The 22,383-nt window shown below is 59.4% G+C and carries 16 protein-coding genes and 1 pseudogene; 15 read left to right on the top strand and 2 right to left on the bottom strand.

Annotation, left to right across the window (positions count from 1 at the left end):
* Positions 1 to 31: 31 nt before the first annotated feature.
* From PSH65_RS22510 to PSH65_RS22440, 15 genes are all read left to right on the top strand, one after another.
* Complete coding sequence (locus PSH65_RS22510) at positions 32 to 514, top strand: sigma-70 family RNA polymerase sigma factor (RefSeq protein ID WP_030131483.1); 483 nt, start codon at positions 32 to 34, stop codon at positions 512 to 514.
* A gap of 144 nt (positions 515 to 658) precedes the next feature.
* Positions 659 to 1,996 carry a lysine N(6)-hydroxylase/L-ornithine N(5)-oxygenase family protein gene (locus PSH65_RS22505; RefSeq protein WP_305422438.1) on the top strand — a complete coding sequence of 446 codons (1,338 nt, stop codon included), beginning with the start codon at positions 659 to 661 and terminating at the stop codon, positions 1,994 to 1,996.
* 270 nt (positions 1,997 to 2,266) lie between these two features.
* A complete protein-coding gene (locus PSH65_RS22500) occupies positions 2,267 to 3,454 on the top strand; it encodes an EAL domain-containing protein (RefSeq protein ID WP_305422437.1) in 1,188 nt (395 codons plus the stop codon).
* 162 nt (positions 3,455 to 3,616) lie between these two features.
* Positions 3,617 to 4,243 (top strand): response regulator transcription factor, encoded by a 627-nt coding sequence (locus PSH65_RS22495; RefSeq protein ID WP_305422435.1) that lies wholly within the window; start codon positions 3,617 to 3,619, stop codon positions 4,241 to 4,243.
* A 6-nt stretch (positions 4,244 to 4,249) separates the two neighbouring features.
* Positions 4,250 to 7,876: a transporter substrate-binding domain-containing protein gene (locus PSH65_RS22490; protein ID WP_370694664.1), complete on the top strand. Its 3,627-nt coding sequence runs from the start codon at positions 4,250 to 4,252 to the stop codon at positions 7,874 to 7,876.
* Positions 7,877 to 8,076: 200 nt separating this feature from the next.
* A complete protein-coding gene (locus PSH65_RS22485) occupies positions 8,077 to 8,622 on the top strand; it encodes a fimbrial protein (protein ID WP_305422431.1) in 546 nt (181 codons plus the stop codon).
* Between the two features lie 72 nt (positions 8,623 to 8,694).
* Positions 8,695 to 9,435: a fimbria/pilus periplasmic chaperone gene (locus tag PSH65_RS22480; RefSeq protein WP_305422429.1), complete on the top strand. Its 741-nt coding sequence runs from the start codon at positions 8,695 to 8,697 to the stop codon at positions 9,433 to 9,435.
* A 34-nt stretch (positions 9,436 to 9,469) separates the two neighbouring features.
* On the top strand, positions 9,470 to 12,067 hold the full coding sequence (locus PSH65_RS22475) for a fimbria/pilus outer membrane usher protein (protein ID WP_305422428.1): 2,598 nt from the start codon (positions 9,470 to 9,472) through the stop codon (positions 12,065 to 12,067).
* A gap of 14 nt (positions 12,068 to 12,081) precedes the next feature.
* On the top strand, positions 12,082 to 13,167 hold the full coding sequence (locus PSH65_RS22470) for a fimbrial protein (protein ID WP_305422427.1): 1,086 nt from the start codon (positions 12,082 to 12,084) through the stop codon (positions 13,165 to 13,167).
* A gap of 85 nt (positions 13,168 to 13,252) precedes the next feature.
* Positions 13,253 to 13,666: a DUF4398 domain-containing protein gene (locus PSH65_RS22465; protein ID WP_305422426.1), complete on the top strand. Its 414-nt coding sequence runs from the start codon at positions 13,253 to 13,255 to the stop codon at positions 13,664 to 13,666.
* Between the two features lie 10 nt (positions 13,667 to 13,676).
* A complete protein-coding gene (locus PSH65_RS22460; protein WP_305422425.1) occupies positions 13,677 to 14,450 on the top strand; it encodes an OmpA family protein in 774 nt (257 codons plus the stop codon).
* 229 nt (positions 14,451 to 14,679) lie between these two features.
* Positions 14,680 to 15,816: an EAL domain-containing response regulator gene (locus PSH65_RS22455; RefSeq protein WP_348529740.1), complete on the top strand. Its 1,137-nt coding sequence runs from the start codon at positions 14,680 to 14,682 to the stop codon at positions 15,814 to 15,816.
* 119 nt (positions 15,817 to 15,935) lie between these two features.
* Complete coding sequence (locus PSH65_RS22450; protein ID WP_305422422.1) at positions 15,936 to 16,307, top strand: response regulator; 372 nt, start codon at positions 15,936 to 15,938, stop codon at positions 16,305 to 16,307.
* A 153-nt stretch (positions 16,308 to 16,460) separates the two neighbouring features.
* Positions 16,461 to 17,081, top strand: coding sequence for a response regulator transcription factor (locus tag PSH65_RS22445; protein ID WP_305422421.1), 621 nt, complete (start codon positions 16,461 to 16,463; stop codon positions 17,079 to 17,081).
* 12 nt (positions 17,082 to 17,093) lie between these two features.
* Positions 17,094 to 20,312 (top strand): transporter substrate-binding domain-containing protein, encoded by a 3,219-nt coding sequence (locus PSH65_RS22440; RefSeq protein ID WP_305422419.1) that lies wholly within the window; start codon positions 17,094 to 17,096, stop codon positions 20,310 to 20,312.
* A gap of 3 nt (positions 20,313 to 20,315) precedes the next feature.
* On the opposite strand, the gene dkgB is transcribed toward PSH65_RS22440, so the two are convergent.
* Positions 20,316 to 21,119 (bottom strand): 2,5-didehydrogluconate reductase DkgB, encoded by an 804-nt coding sequence (gene dkgB, locus PSH65_RS22435; RefSeq protein ID WP_305422418.1) that lies wholly within the window; start codon positions 21,117 to 21,119, stop codon positions 20,316 to 20,318.
* A 253-nt stretch (positions 21,120 to 21,372) separates the two neighbouring features.
* Positions 21,373 to 22,279, bottom strand: a pseudogene (locus PSH65_RS22430) (LysR substrate-binding domain-containing protein).
* Between the last annotated feature and the right edge of the window lie 104 nt (positions 22,280 to 22,383).

Genomic DNA, 22,383 nt, shown 5'->3' with positions numbered 1-22,383 from the left:
TGGCGCAGATCTGGCTCAAGGACTGGGAGTCATGTTGGAAAACTACTATCGCGAGCTGGTGTGTTTCCTGAACGCCAAGCTAGGCAACCGTCAGGTGGCCGAAGATGTGGTGCATGACGCTTATCTGCGGGTACTGGAGCGTTCCAGTGACACGCCGATCGAACAACCCCGCGCGTTTCTTTATCGCACCGCGCTCAATCTGGTGATCGACGACCACCGACGCAATGCCTTGCGGCAGGTCGAATCCCTGGACGTGCTCGACAGCGAAGAGCGCTATTTCACGCCATCCCCCCACAACAGTATCGATCACGGTCAACGCCTGGACATGCTTCAGCGCGCACTGGCGGAGTTGCCACGGCTGTGTCGCGAGAGTTTTCTTTTGCGCAAGATCGATGGCTTGTCGCACCCGCAAATCGCCGAGCACCTGGGTATTTCCCGGGCGCTGGTGGAAAAGCACATCGTCAATGCCATGAAGCATTGCCGGGTGCGCATGCGCCAGTGGGATGCACACTGATCGCCACGGTTTAATCAGGCCTCGTTAAATTTTTTTTCATCGTCCTCGTTCCTATTCAACAGACGACCTGCTGCCGCACAAGGCCGGTCAGGTCACCCAGGCTTTATCCCCGCTGGTCCGGGGTTCATCCAGAGGACACTGGAAATGACACAGGCAATTGCATCGCCCATCGTTCACGACCTGATCGGCGTCGGTTTCGGCCCTTCGAACCTGGCCCTGGCCATCGCCCTGCAAGAACGCGGGCCGAGCCAGGGCGAACTGGATGTGCTGTTTCTCGACAAGCAGGCGGACTACCGCTGGCACGGCAATACCCTGGTCACCCAAAGCGAACTGCAGATTTCCTTTCTCAAGGATCTGGTGACGCTGCGCAACCCGACCAGCCCGTATTCCTTCGTCAATTACCTCAAGCACCACGGTCGTCTGGTGGACTTCATCAACCTCGGCACCTTCTATCCATGCCGCATGGAGTACAACGACTACCTGCGCTGGGTCGCCGGGCAATTTACCGAACAGAGTCGCTATGGCGAGGAAGTGCTGGCCATCGAACCGGTGCTGCACCACCAGCAGGTCGAAGCATTGCGGGTGATTTCGCGTGATACGCAAGGTCAGCAGCATGTGCGCACTACCCGTTCGGTAGTGGTCAGCGCTGGCGGTACGCCGCGCATTCCCGAAGCGTTCAAGGCACTCCAGGATGACGGCCGGGTGTTCCATCACTCCCAGTACCTGGAGCGTATGGCCAAGCAGCCGTGCGTGAATAACCAACCGATGAGCATCGCGATCATCGGCGGCGGGCAGAGTGCGGCGGAAGCCTTCATCGACCTGAACGACAGCTTCCCGTCAGTGCAAGTGGACATGATCCTGCGCGGCTCGGCCCTGAAACCGGCCGATGACAGCCCCTTCGTCAATGAAGTGTTTTCGCCGGAGTTCACCGACCTGGTGTTCCAGCAGGCCAGTAGCGAACGCGAGCGCCTGGTCAACGAGTACCACAACACCAACTATTCGGTGGTGGACATCGATCTGATCGAACGCATCTACGGGATCTTCTACCGGCAGAAAGTCTCGGGCATCGCGCGCCATGCGTTCCGTACCCTGACCACCGTCGAGAAAGCCACTGCCACCGAACGCGGTATCGAACTGTCAGTGCGCAACAACGCCACCGGTGAAGTCACGGTTCGCTGCTACGACGCCGTAGTGCTGGCTACCGGTTACGAGCGTCAGATGCACCGCAAACTGCTGGCGCCACTGGAGCAGTACCTGGGCGATTTCGAGGTCGATCGCAACTATAAACTGATCACCGACGAGCGTTGCAAGGCCGGCATCTACATGCAGGGCTTCTGCCAGGCCAGCCACGGCTTGAGCGACACGTTGCTGTCGATCCTGCCGATCCGCGCCGATGAAATTGCCGGCTCGCTGTACGACCATGGCAAGTCGCGTGGGCATGGCCGGTCGGTGATGGATTTGTTGTTGGCCACCGCCAGCTAAATTTTCGGCGTCTGTGAGGCCGCCATCGCGAGCAGGCTCGCGATAGGCCCTCCAAAACACCATAAATTTTGATTGCAGCGTTCATTCTCCAGAAATCAATAAACCAACTTCGACAGCTCCTGCATCGAAAGGCAATGCATTGGAACTGCCGAAGGTTGTGATCTTGTATTTGGGAAATTTCCTACAAAACAAAAGGACGAATCTGTCCTGTTGATTCATCTCCGCCCGCCACTATGCCGATCTTCAGGTCTGCGAAGTGATGAATGGAAGATGACCTCCCCCCGTGTGCTGGTACTGGAAAATCATGGTTTTGCGCGCAGCGTGATGGTCAAGCTGCTGCAGCGCCTGGGTGTGCGTGATGTGGTACAAGCCAGTGACGGCGAGCAGGCGCTGGTGCAGATGCATTTGTCCGGCGGGGTCGATATCGTCCTGTGCGACTTGGCCGACAAAGGCTTCGATTGCCTGGAGTTCCTGAGTTACGCCAGTCAGATCGGTATGGTGCACGCGGTCTTGTTGTGCAGTGAGCTACGGCCGGAACTGCAACGCACGCTGGGACAAATGGGCTCGTTGTCGGGGTTGCAGTTGCTCGGTGTCATCAAACAGCCGATTCAAATGCGCGCCTTGCACCGGATGCTTCAGCGTTACCGGGTGCGTCGCCCGATGGTTGAAGCGCAGGTGTTGCCCCGTGAGTTGCCCAGCGAAGACGAAGTCCGTCGCGGGTTGGCACTGGGAGAGTTTCGGGCCTGGTTTCAACCAAAATGCGTCATGACCACGGGCACCATCGTCGGCGCCGAGGCGTTGGTGCGCTGGGAGCATCCGGCTAAAGGGGTGTTGCTGCCCAGGGAGTTTCTCGCGGCAGTGCTGGCCTACGACCTGATCGATCAGATGTTCAAACAGCTACTGGAACAGGGCTTGAGCCTGCTTGGAATCGTGCGTCGCCAGGGCTTGAGTCTGGAGCTGTCGTTCAACCTGCACGCCTCGCAACTGGCTGACAGCGATCTGGTCGGGCACATCCGCCGGGCGCTCCAGCGTCATGCGTTCCAGGGTTCTACTTTGCAGTTCGAACTCACCGAGAACGGCCTGTTGGAAGTGTCGCCGGTTACCCAGGAAAACCTGTTGCGTCTGCGCATGCTGGGCTGCGGTCTGTCGATCGATGATTTCGGTGTCGGTTTCTCGTCGCTGAAGCTGCTGTGTCAGTTGCCGTTCAACCAGCTCAAGCTCGATGGCGAATTTGTCCAGCGCCTGCACGAACCAGGCTGTCGTGCCATGGTTGCCAGCACGCTGGCACTGGCGCGTTCGCTGGAAATGCAATTGGTGATCGAGGGCGTCAGCAGCCAGCGCATTCGTGACGCGCTGGTCGCTTTGGGCTGCGAGATCGGCCAGGGATTTCACCTGGCCCGGCCCATGACCGGACATGGTTTGCTGCAATGGCTGGCGGCGCCGGGTGATGAAAAATGATGCAACGCGCAAACCTGGCAGAAAAGCCCGAGAAAGTTCCTACACTGCACTCGCGCTGGTGTATTTTTGTGCCACGCGTCGAACGGTCAGTTCTTCCATTGTTGTCTTCGCCATGGACGATCTCGTCACTGGTCAATACCGGTGTGTCTTACAGGGGGTCATATGTTTAAAGCGTTGGTTGTAGACGATCATCCGTTCATTCGTTCGTCGGTCAAGATGCTGCTCAAACAGGAGCACTTCGAGGTGATCGCCGAGGCCGACAACGGCGCCGACGCAGTGCAGCTGGCCCGAGAACACTCGCCTGACCTGATCATTCTCGATATCGCCATGCCCAAGCTCGATGGACTCGAAGTGATCAGCCGTATCTGTGCGCTGAACCTCAAAATCAGGATTCTGGTGCTGACTTCGCAGTCGGCGCTGTTTTACTCGATGCGCTGCATGAAAGCCGGAGCCGCCGGTTTCATCTCCAAAACCAACGATCTCGACGAACTGGTCAAGGCAATCAAGGCCGTCATGGACGGCTATAACTTCTTTCCCAATCTGGCCACCAGTTCCGTGCGGCGCAGTGACGTCGAGGCCACGGATCTGGAGCTGATCCAGAAACTGTCCGACCGCGAACTGACCATTTTGCAGCAGTTGTCCAATGGGTTGAGCAACAAGGAAATCGGCGACGCCATGCTGTTGAGCAACAAGACGATCAGCACCTACAAAACCCGGCTGATCGAAAAGCTCAACGTGAAATCGGTGGTGTACCTGGCCGACTTCGCCAAGCGCAATAACCTGATCTGAATGAGCATGTCCTTTCGAAAATGGCTGCTCGCATTCTCGCTGGTCGGCACCTTGAACGCTGCGCTGGCCGCTGCCGTGTCGACGGAAACCTTACAGGTACTCGGCCGTTCGACGGTCGACGGCTACAGCGTACCCCTCGATGAGCAGGACTGGCGCTGGCTGCGCAGTAAAGGCACCTTGCGCCTGGGGGCTTCGGCCCCTGATTACGCACCGTTCAGCATCACCGGCAACGGCAATGATTACGAGGGGTTAACGGCTGACTATGCGCAATTGCTTGGCGAACTGTTGCACGTACGCGTCGAAGTGCGTCGTTACACCTCGCGAACAGATGTGCTTGAGGCGCTCAAGCTTGGCGAAGTGGATTTGCTGGGGACATCCAACGGCTTCGAAGCGGCGGATCCGGAACTGGCGATGTCCCGGGCCTACGCCGACGATGTACCCACTCTGGTCACCCGGGTGGGCGACAGTCAGAGCCTGTCACCGGATCTGGCCGACAAGCAAGTGGCGATGCTCTATCACTACATGCCGCCCGAAGCGGTCAAGGCGTTCTATCCCAAGGCTCGTGTGCAGCTCTACCCCTCGACGCTCAGCGCGATCGGCGCCGTGGCGTTTGGCAGCGCCGATGTGTACCTGGGGGATTCCATCAGCGCCAACTACCTGATCAATAAAAATTACCTGAACAACGTGCAACTGGCGGATTTCTCGCGGATGGAAGTGAAGAACTTCGCCTTCGCGATGGCGCGTGACAATCAGTCTTTATTACGCATCGTCAACGCAGCGTTGGCGGTGATTCCGGTGGGTGAGCGCATGACCATTCTGCGCCGCTGGAGTGCTGGCGGTACCAGCATGCCGGGGCAGCAGGCGCTGCATTTCAGTGTTAATGAGCAGCGCTGGATCGACCAGCATCCACGGTTGCGGGTGGCGATCGATGACAGTTTTCTACCGCTGTCGTTTTACGACCAGGACGGCGAGTTCCGTGGTATCAGCGCCGACCTGCTGGCCAAGGTGGCGTTGCGCACCGGTCTGAAGTTCGACGTGCAGCGCGCTCATTCGGTGCCGGAGCTGATCGAACAGATTCGCAGCGAGCAGGCAGATTTACTGATTACCCTGACGCCAAGCGCCGAGCGTGAAGGGACGTTGCGCTTCACTCGACCTTATCTGAGCACGCCTTTTGTTTTGGTCAGCCGTACAGGCGCTGACAATCCTGCCACCCTCGACGATATGGCGGGCAAGCGGATGGCGGTGATTCGTGGCAACCCGGTGCGCGATCTGTTGATCGAGCACTATCCGCGGGTGGCTCTGGTGGATGCCGACAATGCCCATCAAGCAATGGCGCTGGTCGCCAACGGTCAGGCTGATGCGGCGGTCAATTCATTAATCACCGCGCGCTACATGATTTCGCGTCAGTACCGCGACCGTTTGCGTATCACCAGCACCGTTGGCACCCAGTCGGCGCGGGTGGCGTTTGCGACCGCCCGGGGTTCGTTGGAGCTGTACTCGATTCTCGATAAAGCACTGCTGAGTATCCCGCCGGAAGAAATGGATGAGGTGACCAACCGCTGGCGCAGCGAAGTGGTGGTCGATGACAGCTACTGGCTGCGCAATCGCACCGCGATCATTCAGGGGTTTGCCCTGGCCGCGGTGTTGCTGCTGGTGGCGCTGGGCTGGATCGCCTATTTGCGGTTATTGATGCGCAAGCGTCGACAAGCCGAAATCGCCCTCAACGATCAACTGGAGTTCATGCGCGTATTGATCGACGGTACGCCGCACCCGATTTATGTGCGTGACCGTGAGGGACGTCTGCTGATCTGCAACGCCGGTTATTTGCAGGCGTTTGGCGTCGAACGAGACGCGGTGATCGGCAAGACCGTGGTCGAAGGTGTGCTGAATAATCTCGATGAGGCGACGGCCTATCACCACGATTACCTGCAAGTGATGAACGAAGGCCTGCCGCGGGTGCAGGATCGCAGCCTGACCATGGCCGACCACGTGCTGACCATTTACCACTGGATGCTGCCGTATCGCGGCAGTGACGGTGAAGTCAGCGGCATGATCGGTGGCTGGATTGACGTCAGCGAGCGCCAGCGCCTGCTCGAAGAACTGCGTGAAGCGAAGGAGGGCGCCGACGACGCGAACCGGGCCAAGACCACTTTCCTGGCGACCATGAGCCACGAAATCCGCACGCCGATGAATGCGGTGATCGGCATGCTCGAACTGGCTATGAAAAAGGCCGATCAAGGGATCTTGGACCGGTTTGCCATCGAAGTTGCATCCGGTGCCGCCCGCGGTTTGCTTGACCTGATCGGCGATATTCTCGACATCGCCCGGATCGAGTCCGGGCGGCTGTCGCTGACGCCGGAAAGGGCCAATCTGCGCGAGCTGGTGGAATCGGTGGCGCGGATTTTCGAAGGCCTGGCGCGGCAAAAGCAGCTGCGTCTGCTGCTGGAACTGGACGCCACGGCCAATCGCGATGTGCTGATCGATCCGTTGCGATTTAAACAGGTGGTATCGAACCTGTTGAGCAACGCGATCAAGTTCACCAGCGAAGGCCAGGTGCGTCTGGTGCTGAATACTCAGCCGAGTGCGGACGATGAGCGTCTGGACGTATGTCTGCGTATCGAAGACTCCGGCCGGGGGATCTCCGATGAAGACCAGCAGCGCCTGTTCAGTCCGTTTGCCCAAGCCAGCAATAACGACCAGTCGGCCCGTAGCGGCTCTGGTCTGGGCCTGGTCATCAGCCGCACGCTGTGTGAAATGATGGGCGGCCGCTTGAGCATGAGCAGCGTGCTGGGGCAGGGCACGCGGATCGAGGTGCAGCTGTCGTTGCCGACCCTGCAACCGTTGGCCGAACCTGCGGCCACGGAAGTTGCCTCCGCGTCTGGTCGCGCCCTGAACATTCTGGTGATTGACGATTACCCCGCCAATCGCCTGTTGTTGTCGCAGCAGTTGAGTTACCTCGGCCACCGGGTCATGGACGCCGAAGACGGTGCCCATGGCTTGCGTGCCTGGCGCAATCAGTCGTTTGACGTGGTGATCACCGATTGCAACATGCCGATTATGAACGGCTATGAGTTGGCCCGGGCCGTTCGCGAAGAAGAGACGGCCCGCGGCCTGGCGCCGGGGTTGATTCTCGGTTTCACCGCCAACGCCCAGCCCGAGGAAATCCAGCGCTGCCGGCTCGCGGGCATGGACGATTGCCTGTTCAAACCCATCAGCCTCAAGGATCTGAGCGTGCGCCTGGCCTCGGTGGCGCCGAACGGGATTGCGGTTGCAAGCGAGCGGGAGCACGAGCTTTTAAGCGACGACATCGACCTCACGAGCCTTGAGCAATTGACCCGTGGCGACAGCGCTTCGATCAAGAGCTTGCTGGGCGATCTGGCCAGCAGCAACGACGAAGACATGGCGCGGTTGATGCGCCTGTTTACCCAGCATGATTTGCCGGGGCTTGCGGATCTGGCGCATCGCGTCAAGGGCGGGGCGCGGATTATCAGGGCCGGTGTGTTGATCCAGGCGTGCGAAACATTGGAAACAGCCTGCAATGGGCTGGACTCGGCGGTCTTGACCGAAGCGGTCGATGCACTGCAACAGGCAATGGAACGGTTGGCCGAGCGGTTGGAGGGTGCTCTCGGCTGACCCGAGCAGGGTTCATTGCAGCACGTCGTGGGAAATGTCCTACAAGCTGCAGGGATTGTGCCTACAGGATGCATGACTCCGGAAGACGATGATTACTCCGTCGCCAGGCCGATGGCTTGACCCACCACGACGCATCCCGCGTCTGGCAACTCATCCAGGCTTTCGCGACAGGTTCGAAATCTTACTTTTGGAGTTGTCCCATGAATCGCAAAGCCCTTGCCATCGCCGTATTGGTTTCCGCTACTGGCGCTCAGTTCGCCAACGCCGCCGACGGCACCATCAATTTCAGCGGTGAACTGGTCAACCAGACCTGCACCATCGCTGTAGACGGCGTGGTGACCCCGGCCGTTGCGACAGTGACTCTGCCGACCATCTCCACCGGCCTGCTGACCACAGCCGGCCAGGCCGAAGGCCGCACCGGTTTCAACATCCAGCTGAGCAACTGCGTCGGTACCGCAGCCACCGCGGCGGCCTTCTTCAACTCGGGTTCGACCGTTGACCCGGTTAGCGGCAATTTGAACAACATGACAGGCACGGCCACCAACGTGCAGTTGCAACTGGTCGATGCGCAAGGCGGTGCGGTCATTCAGGCGGGTAACACCAATCAGAAGACCAGCACCACCCGCAACACCATCGACGGCACCGGCGCGGCCAACATGCCGTACGCCGTGCAGTACTTCGCCACCGGCACCACCACCCCGGGCACCGTGGTCAGCTCCGTGACTTACAACGTCGATTACCAGTAAGCCATGTCCACGACGGCGCGCTCCGGTCCAGGCGGGCAGGGGCGCGTCAGCGTGCGGCGGAGGAGGTGCGTTATGTCTTGTGTCAAAACAGTTCGCCGCGGTGTGTTGCTGATGCTCGCGACGTTGGTCTGCTCCCAGGCCATGGCCGGTGTAGTGATCACCGGGACGCGTCTGGTGTACCCGGCGAGTCAGAAAGAAATCACCGTCAAATTGAACAACAACGGCACGCGTCCGGCCCTGGTGCAATCCTGGGTCGACAGTGGCGATGTGCAGTCCAGCCCCACCAGTTCGAAAGCACCGTTTGTGCTGTCGCCGCCGGTGTCACGCATCGATCCAAGCAAAGGCCAGAGCCTGCGCCTGATGTTCACCGGCGCAAACTTGCCGGCCAATAAGGAGTCAGTGTTCTGGCTCAATGTGCTGGAGATTCCACCCAAGGCCGAAGGCCCGGCGGACATGAACGTACTGCAGATGGCTTTTCGTTCGCGGATCAAGATTTTTTACCGCCCCGACAGCCTGCCCGGCAACCCGACCGAGGCGCCGCAACAGGTGCAGTGGAAGGTGATTGCAGCTGAGCGGGGCTTCGCGCTGCAAGCGTTCAACCCGACGGCGTTTCATGTGTCCCAGGTCGAATTGACCTTGACCGTGGGCAATCAGCGCTATGAGAGTGAAAACGGCATGGTCGGTCCCGGTGAAACCAAAGTCTTTGCCGTACCGACGCTCAAGTCGATGCCCGGTGCAGTGGCTCAGGTCGAGTTCAATGCGATCAACGACTACGGTGCCTTGATGCCGACCAAACAACCACTCAAGCCCTGATTCCTTCGCGATCGTTCTAGTGCACGAGTAACTTATGACGACTTTTCCAAGCCTGGGGGCTCACCTGCGGGCACGCCCTCGCTTTGCCCTGAATCCGCTGGCGGCCTTGATCCTCAAGACGCTGGCGAGTGTCACGGGCATATTGGCAGCCCAGGCAGTCTTGGCCGAAGACGTGCAGTTCAACGATGCATTTTTGCCAGAGGACTCGCGCAGCCTTGACTTGACCCAGTATCAGCAAGGCAACCCGGTGTTGCCCGGTGAGTACCGCGCAGACGTGGCGGTCAACGGTAAACTGGTCAATCGCCAGGACATTCGCATCAATGCCGAGGCCGACGGCAGCCGCCCGACCGTGTGTTTCAGCCGCGGCTTGCTGGAGCTGATCGGCGTGGATCTGCGTCGGCTGTCGCCTGAGGCCACCTTGAGTGTGGAAAGCGGCGCGTCGTGTCTGGACATTGCGCAGTTGATCGAAGGCGCCAGTGCGAACTTTTCGCCGTCTAGCCAGCAATTGGATGTCAGCATCCCGCAGATCGCCCTGCGCCGTGATGCCCGGGGTTACGTCAGCCCCGAGCTGTGGGATCGCGGCGTTACCGCCGGGACGCTGAGCTATAACTTCAACGCTAACCACAACAAGACCGACAGCGGCAATTATGACTCGGCCTACCTGGGCCTGAATGCCGGGTTGAACCTCGGTGACTGGCGTCTGCGTCATAACGGCTCGACGAGCTGGGACAAGCAGACCGGTCAGGCTTATCAAGTGTTGAACACCTACGCCCAGCGCGATATCACCTCGCTCAAGAGCCAGTTGACCGTGGGTGAGGCCAACACCAGTGGCGAAATTTTCGACACTCTGGCTTATCGCGGTGTGCAACTGGGCACCGACGATCGCATGCTGCCCGAGTCCCAGCGCGGATATGCGCCGGTAATCCGGGGCATTGCCCGCACCAGCGCGCGAGTGGCGGTGCGTCAGGCCGGCAACCTCCTTTTTGAAACCACGGTGGCGCCGGGCGCCTTCGTGATCGATGACCTGTACTCCACCGGTTACGGCGGCGACCTGGAAGTCACTGTCTACGAAGCCGATGGCAGTGAGCAGACATTCATTGTGCCGTTCGCTTCTACCGCGCAGTTGCTGCGCCCCGGCACGTCGCGCTTCAACGTCACCGCCGGTGAAACCCGCAACAACTACATCGACAGTCAGGCAAAACTGTTGCAGGGCACCTATCAACGCGGCTTGAACAATGTCTTCACCGGTTATGGCGGTACTCAGCTCAGTAACGACTATCACTCGGCGCTCGGCGGCCTGGCCTTCAGCACGCCGATCGGTGCCATGGCGGTCGACCTGACCCACGCCCAGACCGATCTGAAAAGCGGCACTGCCAGCGGCCAGAGTGCGCGCTTGAGCTACAGCAAAAACATCCTCAGCACCGGCAGTAACTTTGCCGTGGCTGCCACGCGGTTCTCCACGGAAAACTACCTGGATTTCAGCAACGCCGTGCAACTGCTCGATGCCGAGCGAAATGGCCTGGACACCAGCCTGTACGGTCGCCCGCGCAGTCGTTTGTCGTTGACCGCCAACCAGAGCCTGGGTGAGTGGGGCCAAGTGGCGTTCAGCGGTTATACCCAGAATTACTGGAACCTGCCGGGCAGCGATCTGCAGTACCAGTTCAGCTACAACAAGCAGGTGCGTTCGGTCAGCTATGGCGTCAGCGCCAACCGCAGCCGCATCGGTCTTGGCGATATGGACAACAGCTTGCTGTTTACTGTGAGCATGCCCCTGGAATTCGGCTCCACGGTCAACCGTCCGCAACTGTCGGCGCGTGTCATGCGTGACACCCACGGCAACTTCAGCGAGCAGGCGACCCTCAGTGGGACCGCCGGTGAAGATCGTCAGTACAACTATGGCGTCACCGGTGGCCACGATGGCGCGACGCGTACCAATAGCACCTCGGTCAACGGTCAGTACATCGGCCCGAAAGCCATCGTCGGCGCAACAGTCAGCCGTGGCGAGGGTTACGACAGCCTGTCGTTCAATGCCAGCGGCAGCGTGGTGGCTCACCCGAACGGCGTGACCCTGACCCCGTATCGTGGCGAAACCATGGCAGTGATCACGGCCGAAGGCGCCGAGGGCGCGAAAGTGGTCGGCTTCCCGGGGTTGAAACTCGACGGTCGCGGCAACGCGGTGGTGCCGTACCTGCGGCCTTATGAATTGAACGAAGTGGCGATCGATCCATTGGGCACTTCCATGGACGTCGAACTGACCGAAACCAGTCAGCAGGTCGCTCCGCGGGCCGGCGCCGTGGTGGCGTTGAAATACGGCACCAGCAATGGTCAGGCGTTGTTGCTCAATGTGTCCCTGGCCGATGGCCGTCCGCTGCCATTCGGCGCCGGTGTGGTCGATGACCGCGGCGTGTCGGTGGGTGTGGTCGGTCAGGGCGGTCAGCTCTATGCCCGGGTCAAGGAAGACGCGCGTCAGCTGTTGATCAGTTGGGGCATTCAGGCCGGTCAGCAATGTGCGCTGCCGTTGCCACCTGGCCAAAACGCTGGCCAGCAACTGCGTCAAGTGGACGCGGTGTGCGCGGTCGCTCAATCAGACAATCGCGTTGCTTCTGTGAACAGCGCACAGGGGATCAAGTGATGAAGAAGATGCGAATGTTCAAGTCGAGTGGGGCGGTACTGGGGTTGTCGTTGGTAGCGGGGATGGCGATGGCTGATTGTCAGTTCACGCAAGGCGCTCCTGCGTTCAATACCATGCAGCTGCTGGGCGGCAGTATCACTGTTGGACGAGATGTTCCGCTGGGAGCTGAAGTCTATCGGCAGACCTTTCAAGTCCCGGCCAATACCGTAATCAATTGTTCGGTGGAAAGCGTAAACATACAGCGTGTCCGCACATTGCCGGTGATTCCGTTGCCTTTATCCAGTTGGGCCGGGTCACCGTGGGGAGGGCATGTTTACCAGACCGGTGTCCCTGGTATCGGCGTTGCAGTCTGGAACGCTGGCACGGCGATGCCGTTCACTCAGAACTATGGCAACTGTGGAGGTGGGACTGCTAGCTGTAATTGGACAAATGTTCAAGGCTCCATGGCATTTGACTTGTCTTTTATCAAGATTGGTGACGTATCCCCCGGCACTATCCAGGGGGCCTCTTTGCCGACCATGGATCAAAAATGGGTCAGTACCAACACCCTTGATGTCCAGCGTGTAAACGTTTCAGGTAGCTTGAATGTAGTCTCCCGCACCTGCTCGACGCCAGATGTACAGGTGCCCATGGGCACGCACCTGCTCAGCGAGTTCTCTGGCAAAAATAGCTTTACACCCTGGAAGGATTTCTCCATCGCGCTGAACAATTGTCCTGCGTTCGATGGTTACTATCAGGGCACCGGCCCTCGCTGGTTGAACGACGGCACCAGCAACAACCTGGACTCGCGCAAGAATAACGTGCTGCAAGTGCGCCTGGACCCGACCCGAGCTGCGATCACTCCTAACCTGGGAATCATGAGCCTTAACCCCAGCGCTCCCGGCGACGATCCGGCGGCCACTGGTGTCGGTCTGCAAGTCGCCGACAACAGCGGCACGCCGTTGCAATTGGCTACATTGCGCGCCAGCGGTATCACGCCCAGGCCGCAGGAAGGCGCCAGTTACACCATCCCGTTGAAGGCACGCTACATCCAGACCGAGGACAGCATCACCGCCGGCCCGGCGAATGCCACCGCGACCTTCACCATCAATTACTACTGACCGCCGTTTTGTTTGAGCACAACCCCGTCTGAGCCCAGAGATCCATAACGACCGGGCTCACTCACTCCACTGTTAGGAACGTTAGATGACTATTGAACGTGTGTTTTGCCGTGCGCGTGTTTCGGCTTGCCTGTTGATCATGACCGGGGCCTTGAGTGCCTGCGCCAGTGCGCCTATTCCCGAGCAGCAGATTTCGTTGTCCAGGGATGCGCTGAATCGCGCGGTGGCTGCCGAGGCAACGCAATATGCGCCGCTGGAAATGAAGTCCGCCCAAGATAAAACCCTGCTGATGGAACGAGCCCTCGGTGAGAAAAACTATGCGCAGGCCACGACCTTGGCCGAGCAAATCGAAGCCGACGCCAACCTCGCCGAACGCAAGGCTCGGGCCTTGAAATGGCAACGGCAATTGACCGACGCCCGTAATGGCATCCAGGTGCTCAAGCAGGAAATGCTGCAAGACCCGGCCACCAGTTTCAATCCACCGTCCAGTGCTCAATAAGGAGCCGACCATGCGAACTTCTCTGCTGTTGCCTGCTGTTTCCGTCATGGGCCTGATGCTTGCCGGTTGCGCCACGCCACCAGAAAATCCACAGCTGCTGCAGGCCCGCGACCACTTCAGCACCCTGCAAAGCAAACCCGAGTCGAGCACGCTTGCGGCCATCGAAACCAAGGACGCATTTACCGCACTGAACAAGGCAGACCAGGCCTCACTCGTCGATCGCAAGGCGCCGCAGGTCGAGCAATTGGCGTACCTGGCCAGCCAGAAAATCGCCGTGGCTGAGCAAACCATCGCCGGGCGCAAAGCCGAAGCCGATCTGAAAAACATCGACGCTGAGCGCACTCGGGTGCAACTCGACGTGCGCACTCAGCAACTCAAGGCCTTGCAAGCGTTGAAGGCAAAGAAGACCGAGCGAGGCGAGGTGGTCACCTTCGGTGACGTGTTGTTCGACACCGGCAAGGCCGACCTGAAGTACGGCAGCCAGCGCAACTTTCAGCAACTGGCGCAGTACCTGTCCGATAACCCGGAGCGCAAGGTGCGCATCGAAGGCTTCACCGATGACGTGGGCAGCGATGCGTTCAACCAGCGCCTGTCCGAGCGTCGTGCCGATGCGGTGGCATCTGCCCTCAAGCAAATGGGCATCGGTGGCGACCGTTTGCTCACCACGGGTTACGGCAAGCAATACCCGATTGCCGACAACAGCGATGCCCGCTCGCGGCAACTGAACCGTCGGGTGGAGGTGATCATCTCCTACGGCGCGTCTGTGGTCGGTACACGTAACTGAGTCGAGGGGGCGGGCCTGCAATGGGCTCGCCCTCAGCATCACTGCCGGCGTGAAGTCTTCGCTTCGGAAAATTCCTACAAACCTTCGGACGTTTCCTAAATTGCTTTTTTGCTCCTTCCGGGAGAATCGTCCTATTCCCTCAATCGACGAGTCGACCTCAATGTCTTGCCTGCCGCTCCGTGTCCTGGTTCTTGAAGATCATGCTTTTCAGCGCTCAGTGGCGGTGAATATGCTCCGGGCGTTAGGGTGCCGTGAGGTCTTCGAGGCCAGTGACGGTGCTCAGGCGTTGGCCGTTCTGCAAGCACAAGGTCCGGTGGATATCGCCCTTTGTGATTTACAGATGGAAGGCATGGACGGCCTGGAGTTTTTGCAGCGGGTCGGCGCGTCGGGGCAGGTGAAGTCAATCATCATCAGCAGTTCGCTCTCGGCGGATCTGCGTCGGGCGGTGCATCAGATTGTCTCTCTGCTCGGCCTGGTATTGCTGGGTGATGTCGGCAAGCCGTTGCATGCAGAAGTACTGGCGCATCTACTGAAAAAATACCTGTACAACCCACCCGCTGAATACCTGTCGGGGAATGCCGTGGAGCTGGCCACCGAACAAGACGTGCGGCGGGCATTGGCCGAGCAGCAATTGCAGCCCTGGTACCAACCCAAGTTCAATCTGCTGACCGGCGAAGTCTGCGGCGTCGAGGTGCTCTGTCGCTGGCAGCACCCGTTGCAGGGCATTATTTCGCCCGCGGTGTTCATGCCGATCCTGGAGCGTTGCGGGTTGATGGATGAGTTGCTGTTCACCCAACTGGATCAAGCATTGAGGCTGCAGCGACACCTCAGGCATCGTGGTTTCACGCTGAACATGGCGTTTAACCTGCAAGCGCTGCAATTGGCCAACAGCGAGCTGACTTCAACCATCAAAGGCATTCTGGCGGCGCATTCGGCGTCCGGCTTCAGCCTGACCTTCGAGCTGACCGAAAGTGGCCTGCTGGAAGCACCGGCCATCAGCCTGGAAAGCCTGGTGCGGCTGCGGATGATGGGTTGCCGGCTGTCGATCGACGATTTCGGTGCCGGGTTCTCATCGCTTCAGCGTCTGTGTCAGTTACCGTTCACCGAGATCAAGCTCGATGCCGAGTTCGTCCGCACCCTGGAACACGAGCCACGGTGCCGGGCAGTGATCAGCAGCACCCTGGCGCTGGGTGAAACCCTCGGCATGGCGGTGGTGATTGAAGGTATCGAAACCGATGCGCAACGCCAGCAGTTGCTGGAACTGGGGTGCACGCAAGGGCAGGGTTACTGGTATGCGCGGCCAATGAGTGGGGATGATCTGTTGAACTGGTTGCAACTGCGCGGCGAAACCCGGTCCGTTTCCTGAGAGCACATGCTGAGGGATAAGTGACACAGCTTTTAGGAAACGTCCTACAGAACGCTTCATGAGTCTTGCGTAGTCTTGCCGCCTCACTCATCCGTCATTGATTGACCTGGAGGCACGCGATGACCAACAAAACCTTGCGTATCCTGATCGCCGACGAGCAGCATTTTCACCGGATGAAAACCGAACGGCTGTTCAATCAGCTCGATTACTACCGGGTGGCGCCGGTGCAAAGCCTTGCGGAGATGCTGTCCTTGGTCGAGTACGGCTGCGAGCCCTTTGATCTGGTCGTCATCAATGCCTCACTGGCAGTTGGAGCATTGGACCTGCCTGGATTTTTCCTCGATAACAGCCAGGTTCGTCACGCCTTGATCTACGCTTCGGCGATGCCGGATTTTGCATCAATTCAACGGCTGATGACGCTCATCGATCCGCCTGCGTGTGAAGCTGCACCCTCCTTGAATCAAGAGCGATATCGGCAACGGATTGGTTGATTTCGGGGCTACCGTTCGTCGGTACTATCAGTTCTGTCAGGTACATTCTTTCTGCCTTCCATGCAAAAGTCTTAGCGCAGCCGTTGCGTCCGGTTCGTCGTTAGCCGGCGTGCATTCGTGCGCAATCGTCAGGTCTTTGCACAGGGAGTTGCCATGAAGTCAGTGCTGATTGTGGACGATCATCCGGTGGTACGCGCCGCAGTCAAAATCGTATTGGAGAAGGAGGGTTTCAAACGGATTTATGAGGCTGCCAGCGGCAGTGAGGCGTTGTCGATGCTCCGAGAGCATTCACCCACGCTGGTGGTGCTGGATCTGGTCATGCCCGAAGGCGATGGGCTGGATGTGCTGGAACGGATCAAGACTAGTGATTTGTCGTGCCAGGTGCTGGTGTTCTCGTCGCTGGATCCGCAATTCTTTCAAAATCGTTGCATGCGCGCCGGGGCCATGGCGTATGTCGCCAAGACCAACGTTCTGAGTCAATTGCAAAAGGCCGTGCATGCGGTCATGACCGGTTACACCTACTTCGCACGGCTGCCTTCGGGTTCGCAGAACCCCCTGCAACGCAGCGAAAAACAGCTAATCAACAAACTCTCCAACCGTGAGCTGACGATCTTGCAATACCTGGCCCGGGGCATGACCAACAAGGCAATCGGCGAGCTTATGCACTTGAGTCACAAGACTGTCAGCACCTATAAGACCCGTTTGATCGACAAAACCGGGGTGAACGCGGCGGTGCACTTGCGGGACTTCGCCAAGCGTAATCGTTTGATCTGAGTGAGCCAGATCATGCACATGCTTCTGTTGGCCGTGGCTCTGAGCCTTTTAACGCAATTGCCTGCGGCGATGGCCGACGAGCCACAGCGGTTGCATTTGCTGGGGCGCTCCACGGTGGAGGGTTTTCAGGTCAAGCTGGATGAAAGGGACTGGCAATGGCTACGCAATAAACGGGTCTTGCGCCTCGGGGTGACGGGGCCGGACTACCCGCCCTTCGAAGTGACGCGCCACCGCGATGAGCTGGAGGGCATCACGGCCGATTACGCCGCGCTGCTGGGGAAACTGCTGCACGTCAAGATCGACGTGCTGCGTTATGCCACTCGTGAAGCCGCCATGGACGCCCTCAAACGCCATGAGCTGGATCTGCTCGGCACATCGAACAACTTCGAGGCCGCCGACCCCGCGCTGATCAGTTCCCGAGCCTACGCCGAAGATCAGCCGATGCTGGTCACCCGCATGGACGAGCGAATGCCCGCCGACCTTGCCGGCAAACGTATCGCCATGGTCGAAGACTATCTGCCGACGCAGACCGTTGAAGATTTTTATCCCGAGGCGACCTTGCACCGCTTCGCCTCGGTACTCGACGCGATCGGGGCCGTGGCGTTCGGGCAGGCCGACGTGTTTTTGGGCGACTTCATCAGCGCCAATTACCTGATCAACAACAACTACCTCAATAACGTTCGTCTGGCGGGGCCTTCCGGTCTGGATGCCAACCCGTTCGGCTTCGCTTTGGCGGCGGACAATCCGCGTCTCAAAGGCATCATCGACAAGGCGCTGGCGGCCATCCCCATGGATCAGCGCGCGGGCATCGAGTTGCGTTGGAGTGCCGGGCGGGCCGCTATGGTGGGGCAACAGCAGGTGCGTTTGAGTGCCAGCGAACAACGCTGGCTGGAGCGGCATCCCACGGTCAGGGTCGGTGTGATCGATAACTTTGCCCCGCTGACGTTCTACGATGCCCAAGGCCGGCTCAGTGGGTTGACGGCACAGTTGCTGACGTTGATCAGCCAGCGCAGCGGTTTGACCTTTCAGATGCAACGCGGCCAATCACTGGACCGGCAAATCGAGCAACTCCAGGACGGCGAGATCGACCTGTTGCCGGTGATCACCCCCAGTACCAAGCGTGAAGAGACGTTGCTGTTTACCCGTGCCTACCTCAGTAACCCCTTCGTGCTGGTCACAGCAGCGACGGCGGGCAGCCCCGGGACGCTGGACGATCTGGCCGGCAAGCGCCTGGCGATTTATCGCGGTCATCCGTTGTTCGAATTCATGCAAGCCCAGGCGCCACAGGTGCGTCTGGTCGAGGTGCAAAGCCCGGCGGAGGGCATGGAGTGGGTGATCAAGGGCCGGGCCGATGCGGCGCTCAGTTCATTGATCGTCGCCCGTTACCTGATCGCCCGGCATTACCGTGATCGTCTGCGCATCAGCAGCACCGTGGGCGATCAACCCGCCCGTATCGCCTTGGCCACTCACCGCAGCGCGCTGGAGTTGCACTCGATTCTGAACAAGGCGTTGCTGAGCATTTCACCTCAGGAAATGGACGATCTGGTGGCCCGCTGGAGTCATGATGTGGTGCTGGATGACAGCTATTGGCTGCGCCATCGTCGGGGCATTCTTCAGGCGTTTGCCGTGGCAGGCGCCTTGCTGTTGCTCGCCCTCGGCTGGATCGCCTGGCAGCGCCGACAAATCCGTCAGCGCCAGCAGTGGTTGCAGCAATTGCAGGATGCCAAGAACGAGGCGGACGATGCCAACCGCGCCAAAACCACTTTTCTGGCGACCATGAGTCATGAGATCCGCACCCCGATGAACGCCCTGATCGGCATGCTTGAATTGGCCCTGAAACGTGCGGACGAGGGTGTCACTGACCGTCCCGCCATTGAGGTGGCGTTCAGTGCCGCCCAACAATTGCTGGCGCTGATCGGTGACATTCTGGACATCGCGCGTATCGAGTCCGGGCATTTATCCCTGGCCCCTGAACGGACCAATCTGCGGGCGCTGGTGGCATCGGTGTGTCGGGTTTTCGAAGGCCTGGCACGACAGAAAGAGCTGGCGTGGCGGATTGATCTGGACGAACGCAGCGATTGCGAGGTGTTGATCGACCCCATCCGCTTCAAGCAGGTGCTGTCCAATTTGCTGAGCAATGCCATCAAGTTCACCCGTGACGGCGAGGTGAGCCTGACGCTGCGGGTGACGCCCGTGACGGCGGAGCATCTGGCGGTCAGTGTGCGCATTGAAGACACCGGTATTGGCATCAGCGCCGTTGATCGGCAACGATTGTTCAGCCCGTTCATACAGGCTGATAACGGCCGGCAGTCAGCTCGAAGCGGTTCTGGCCTGGGGTTGGTGATCAGTCGCACCCTGTGCGAAATGATGGGCGGCCGGTTGCAACTCGACAGTGTCCTTGGACAAGGCACACAGGTCGACATCAACCTTGAGCTGATCGCATTGCAACCGTTGCCTTCCAGCGAGTTGGTGGATAGCGGGTTGCAGGCGCCGACGCAGCCACTGACGATTCTGGTGGTCGACGATCACCCGATTAATCGGCTGTTATTGTCATGGCAACTGTGTGATCTGGGGCATCACGTTATGCAGGCTGCGGATGGCGAGCGAGGACTTGAGCTGTGGCGCGAACATGAGTTCGATCTGGTGGTTACCGACTGCAATATGCCGAGGCTCAGTGGTTATGAGCTGGCGGGTGCAATCCGCGATGAAGAGCGCGCCCAAGGATTACCGTCGACGCTGATTCTGGGCTTCACCGCCAATGCGCAGCCCGAGGAAAAAGTCCGCTGCCTGGAGGCCGGTATGGACGATTGCCTGTTCAAACCCATCCTGCTGGCGGATTTGAGTGCATGGCTGGCCGCAAGGTTTGCGAGCGAAGCGCCAGCGACACTCGAAGAGCAACCCATGCCCGAGATGGACTTGAGTGGCCTGGAGCAGTACGTCGGTGCGGATCGCACGCTGCTTGATCACCTTGTACGCGAACTGGCGATGACTAACCGCAGTGATCGGACCCATCTGCTCGAGGCGCACGCCAGTGGCAATCGCCCGGGTCTGCAAGACTTGGCGCACCGCATCAAGGGTAGTGCGCGTATGGTCCGGGCGGTGCGTTTGATCGAGCATTGCGAGCAACTGGAGCGTGTCATCGATGAGGGGAACACGGTGCTGCTCGACGAAGCCGTCGATCGGTTGCAGCACGCTATGTCATCGCTGGACAAACACTTGAACCAAGGCTGAAGCTCAATCCCACTGCGGCGCGATGCCTTTGGGGCTGGTCAGCCGCTGGCCGCGATCCAGGCCCGCGATCAGCGCCATGTCGGCATCGCTCAGGGTCAGGGCGCAGGCTTGCAGATTGCCTTGCAGGTTGGTGCGTTTGGTGGAAGAGGGAATGACCGCGTACCCCAGTTGCATGGCCCACGCCAGCGTGACCTGGGCCGGTGTCGCCTGAAGGCGATCGGCGATTTGCTGGATGAGCGGATCTTTCAGCACTTCGCCGTAGGCCAGGGTCATGTAAGAGGTGATTTGAATGCCTTGGCTTTGGGCGAATTCGACAACCTTGCGGTTTTGCAGGTACGGGTGCAGCTCGACCTGGTTGGTGGCGATGTTCTCGGCACCGATGGCGGCAATGGCCTGTTGCATCAGGTCGACCGTGAAGTTTGACACGCCAATCTTCCGGGTCAGGCCCAGTTGTTTGGCTTCGAGCAGCGCGCCCATGAATTCTTCGACCGGCACCTGATCGTCCGGCGACGGCCAGTGGATCAGCGTCAGGTCCAGGTAATCGGTTTGCAGTTTATTCAGGCTCTCTTTGAGGCTCTCGATCAACCGGTCTTTGGCAAAGTTGGCGACCCAGATTTTGCTGGTGATGAACAGCTCTTCACGGGCAATGCCGCTGGCGGCGATGGCCTGACCGACCTCTGTTTCGTTTTCATAGATTTGCGCGGTATCGATGACCCGGTAGCCCAGCTCAAGACCGGTGCTCACCGAATCGATGACCACCTGGCCTTGCAGGCGAAACGTACCAAGACCGAATGCGGGAATAGACATCAATGACTCCAGGGGTTGCAGTGGGAATGAGCGGGAGTATCCCCGGCTGGATCCTTGAGAAAAACCGCTGGATCGGCAAAGCACTGTTTACCGAAAGTCATGAATGGGAAGTTTCAGCGGCATTGATGGTGTTTGGTCTGACGCCTTCGCGAGCAAGCCCGCTCCCACATTGGAGCTGCGTACACCACCGATCCAATGTGTGGAGCGGGCTTGCTCGCGAAGGGCGCGACGCGGTGTCGGAATCTAACCCCGCCTAAGCAATATCGCTATGGCTGAATTCCTCGCCCAGAAAGTCGATCAAGGTCCGCACCGACGGCAACAATCCGCGTCGTGAGGGGAAGATCGCATGCACGATCCCGCACTTGGGTGTCCAGCCCGGCACCAGTTCCACCAGTCGACCGGCGGCAATCTCCATCACGCACCACCACGTTGGGCAGGTGAGCGATGCCGATGCCGGCGAGCACCGCGTGACGCAAGGCCAGCAAGTCGTCGGTGACCATGCGCGGGGTATGACGAATCAGCGCGCTGGCACCGTCGGCGCCGAACAATTCCCACTGATATTCACGCTGCGCGCCACCCCAATGCACGCTCGGCAGACCGCTGAGATCAGCCGGCGTGGCCGGTGATGACAGGCGCTGCAGAAATGCCGGAATACCCACCAGGCTTTGGATGTTGCCCAGCACCTTCATCACCATGTCGGTGTTTTCCAGCGGTGGAAAGCGCACTCGCAGAGCGATATCGAACCCTTCGTGAATCAGGTCGACCCGGCGGTTGGTGCTTTCGATAAACAACTCCACCAACGGGTATTTGAGCATGTAGCGGGTCAGCATCGGCCCGACCCAGGAATTCAGCAGCGCCGTCGGGCAACTGATGCGCACAAGGCCTTGGGGTTCGGAGCGATTGCGTTCGATCAGTTCGGCGGCGCTTTCGGCTTCCACCCGCATGGCCAGGCAGCGCTGGTAATAAGCCTGGCCGATTTCGGTCAACGAGCAATGCCGGCTGGTGCGGTGCAGCAGGCGCACGCCGAGGCGTTCTTCGAGCTCGGCGATGCGTCGGCTGAGTTTGGATTTGGGCATGTCCAGCGCGCGCCCGGCCGGGGCGAAACCGTGGTGCTCCACCACTTGGGTGAAGTAGTACAGGGTGTTGAGGTCTTCCACCATCGTTCTCCAAATAGAACGCTAAGGCTGATTTTTGCAGTCTAGCGCACCAAAGGCGCCGGTTTTAAGCTTTGTCCATCGCGTCACCCAACAGATTCGGAGGAAAA

Source organism: Pseudomonas sp. FP603 (assembly GCF_030687415.1).
GTDB lineage: Bacteria > Pseudomonadota > Gammaproteobacteria > Pseudomonadales > Pseudomonadaceae > Aquipseudomonas > Aquipseudomonas wuhanensis.
This window is presented reverse-complemented; position numbering and strand designations above follow the sequence as displayed.